This window comes from Streptomyces niveiscabiei (assembly GCF_001419795.1).
Lineage (GTDB): Bacteria > Actinomycetota > Actinomycetes > Streptomycetales > Streptomycetaceae > Streptomyces > Streptomyces niveiscabiei.
Genome location: NZ_LIRL01000767.1, coordinates 1 through 3,530 on the forward strand (window position 1 = coordinate 1; position 3,530 = coordinate 3,530).

General features: G+C 74.5%; 2 protein-coding genes. Both read right to left on the minus strand.

Going from position 1 to position 3,530, the window contains the following annotated elements; translation table 11 throughout:
• Positions 1–1,336, minus strand: a 1,336-nt coding sequence (locus tag AOK24_RS33025) for a protein kinase (RefSeq protein ID WP_159052065.1), incomplete at its 3' end; no start/stop codon positions are given.
• 178 nt (positions 1,337–1,514) lie between these two features.
• Complete coding sequence (locus tag AOK24_RS33030; RefSeq protein WP_063799557.1) at positions 1,515–3,353, minus strand: serine/threonine-protein kinase; 1,839 nt, start codon at positions 3,351–3,353, stop codon at positions 1,515–1,517.
• Positions 3,354–3,530: the final 177 nt, after the last annotated feature.

A 3,530-nucleotide genomic window follows, 5' to 3' on the forward strand; every position in this document is an offset into this window, starting at 1 on the left:
GGTGGCCGGGACGGGCGGTGTCTGCCTGCTCAACGGCCGGGGGCGGCAGCGGGGTTCCCGCCGCGAGGTCACTCCATCGGGTGGGAGTCACGGGCGCCTGGGTTGACTCTCCGAGCGGGGGCCGGGGGTCGCGTATGCCGTAAGGGCTGACGACATCCGGCGTCTCCCGAACGCCCTGAGCACCGGCGCCCTGTGCCCCACCGACACCGTAGGGACCAGCGAGCCCCTGTGCCCCACCGGCGCCGTAGGGGCCGGCGAGTCCCTGCGCCCCGCGCACTCCGTACGGATCGGCGATCTGCCCGTGCGGGTCCTCCCCCCGCGCGCCCGGCAGCGCGGTGCGCCCGTTCTCCGGGGCCCGCCCGCTCTCCAGGGCCTTCCCGTTCTGCTGGGCCTCCTGGACCCGGGCCGCCGCTCGCGCGCCCGCGCGGTACGCGGCGATGGCTCCGGCGCGCGCGGCGCGGATGTCCCCGCCGGTCTCCGGGGCCGCTGGGCGCGGGGCGATCTCGCCGGCCGGGCCCGCCGCCGTACCGGTCCCGGTCTCGCCGCCACCCGCCGTCCCGTTGCCGAACGTCCCGGTCGCGCCGTTGCCGAACGTCCCGTTGCCGGTCGTGCCGCCGGGTAGCCGGCCCGCGGCGCGTGCCTCGATCGCGGCTCGTCGCGCGGCCTCGGGGTCCACGCCGCCGGCCCCGAGGGGCGGCACGGAGACGGTCCTGGGCAGCGGCCCGTCCTCGGCGGGCACCGGGTCGTTGCCGCACAGCGCCTCCTCGGCCGCGCCGACCGCGAGGCCGGTGAGGACGATCCGCCCGTCGTCGCACACGAGGACGGTCCGCGCGGTGATGTTGCGGTGCACCCACCCGTGCGCGTGCAGCACCCGCAGCGCCATCAGCACGTCGGAGGCGACCTCGGCGGCCCGGTACGGCGTGAGCGGCTTCTCCGCGAGCAACTCGGCGAGCGGGCGCGCGCCCACGAGTTCGCTCACTATCCACAGCGAGCCGCCCTCGGCGAACACGTCGAAGACCTGGTCGAGCCGGGGATGGTCGGGAATGCGCGCGGCGGCCTGCGCGGCTTCGAGGGCGCGGCGTACGACGGGGTCGGCGGGCCTGCGGGTGCTCGCGCCGGCGCCGTACCCCCGCTCGCGCGCGGTGAACCCCTCCGGCAGCCCTTCCGCGTCGAGGACCTCCGCCTCGACGACCTCGGGCAGCGGCACCTGCCGGACGAGGACTTCCTGGCCGCTGTACGTGTCGAAGGCGCGGGTCTCGCTGAGTTCGTACGCCTCGGACGGCGGCAGCGGCAGCCGGTAGCGGTCGGCGAGCACCCGACCCGCGTAGTCGTCCATCGTGCCTCCCCCGGCCGCCCGGTCTGTCAATTCCGTTCGCGTCGCGCTCCGTTGTGCACCCGGACCCGGATGCGTACGGTCCGCGAGCACTCACGATACGTGCCGGAGGCAACCCGCAAAGAGCGGTTGCCATATATCCCGGTCCATCCCCCGTACGGGCCGCCCGGAAGCATCCGTCTCACTTCTTGGGCCGGAAGCTCTCCGTCAGCGCCGTCCAGGTGGACTTCCGCAGCTCACCGTCCCAGTCGGCGGCCTTCGCCGTGTACATGAGCGCGTACCCCTGGTCGTCGTCGACGACGAAGCCCCGGTCGATCGTCCGGTACGAGGTACCGCTCTCCGTGTAGGTGAACTCCCAGTCGGCCGTGTTCCAGCCCCGGTAGTCCACCGCCTCTATTCGGATCTTGCGGTACTGCGCGCGCAGCATGGACTTCTCCTGGGCCGTCCAGTCCGCGACGGGGTTGTCCTTGGGTGTGCTGGTCCAGGCGACGAGCAGCTTCTGCCCGTCCGGCCCGGTGAACCGGTCCCCGGCGGAGCTCGCGGTGCTGAACTTCCATCCGGCGGGCAGCCCGATCGCGTACCCCTGGCCGCCCTGGTGCGTCGTCACGGCCGCGCTGTCCGCCGACGGCGACACCTGTGTGCCTGCGCCGCCGGTGGGCGCGGTCTGGCCGGCCGGGGTGGAGGCGCCGGGCTCGGCGGACCGGCCGGCCGCACCGTCCGTGCGCGTGCCGCCCGACTCGTCCTCCTTGGTGCCGACGCCCTCGCTCGCGACAGTCCGCTTGCCGCCCTCCGCGCCCGAGTCGTCGGCGCCGCCGTCCCCGCTGAGGCTGACCGCGAGGACCGTGCCGATCACGGCGAGCACCACGACCACCGCGATGATCACCAGCGTCCGCTTCGGCACCACGTCCGTCAGCGGCGCCCGCTGCACCGGCCGCGCGGGCAGGTCCGGCGGTGTCATGACGGGCCAGCCCGAACTGCGCCCGGCCGCGGGGGCGTTCGCCGGTGCGGGACCGCTGACCGCCGCCGGCCCGGTGGTGCGCCCGGCCGCGGGGGCCCCGGCCGTGACGGCGGCCTTGCGCGGCTTCTCCGCCTGCTTCGTGGCCTGCTCCGGGGGCGCCACCATCGGCACGGCCTGCGTCACGTCCAGCGGCGGCGGCTCCTCGGCCTCGGGCGCGTAGACGACCTTCTCCAGCAGCCTGCGCGCGCCCGCGTCGTCGAGGCGCCGCACGGGGTCCTTGGTGAGCAGCCCGTAGATGACGTCCCGGAGGGGGCCCGCGTTCTTCGGCTCCTCCAGCGGCTCGGTCATCACCGCCGTGAGCGTCGCGATCGCGGAGCCCTTGTCGTACGGCGGGGCGCCCTCGACCGCCGCGTACAGCAGGCCGCCCAGCGACCAGAGGTCCGCAGCGGGGCCCGGCTTGTGGCCCCGCGCGCGCTCGGGGGCGATGTACGAGGGGGCGCCGACGAGCATCCCCGTCGAGGTGATCGACGGGTCGCCCTCGACCTGCGCGATGCCGAAGTCGGTGAGCACGACCCGGCCGTCCTCGGCGATCAGCACGTTCGACGGCTTCACGTCCCGGTGCAGGATGCCCGCGCGGTGCGCCGCCCGCAGTACGTCGAGGATCGCGAGCCCGACCTCGGCCGCGCGCCGGGGCTTGAGGAGGCCGTCCTCACGGATGACCTCCGCGAGCGAGCGCCCCTCGACCAGCTCCATGACGATCCACGGCCGGTCGTCCTCGTCGACCACGTCGAAGACGGTCACCGCGCTGTTGTTGCGGATCTTCGCGATCGCCTTGGCCTCGCGCAGCGTGCGCGTGATGAGCCGGCGCTTCTCCTCGTCGTCGATGCTCGACGGGAACCTCAGCTCCTTGACGGCGACGGTCCGCCCGAGCGTCTCGTCCTCCGCGCGCCACACCGTCCCCATGCCGCCGCGGCCGAGTACGCCTCCCAGCCGGTACCGCCCGGCGAGGAGACGTGCGCTCTTGTCCTGACGGGATGTCCCCGCCCGCTCCGCCTCCGACATGCGTCCCCTCATGCAACCCGCCCTGACAGAGCCTCCATTGTCCCCTACCCGCCAAGTGCCCGACGCCCAGACCCCCCTCTCCTCGCACCCTTCCTCTTCACATTCCGGCCAATAGGTACACCGCCGTTCGGCCATCCCCACCTCCCTCCTTCGGCCCAGCCCTCCGTCACCCCGCCA

Coding starts and splice junctions, on each gene's coding strand:
- AOK24_RS33030 (WP_063799557.1), bottom strand. CDS start 3,353: ATGTCGGAGGCGGAGCGGGCGGGGACATCCCGTCAGGACAAGAGCGCA.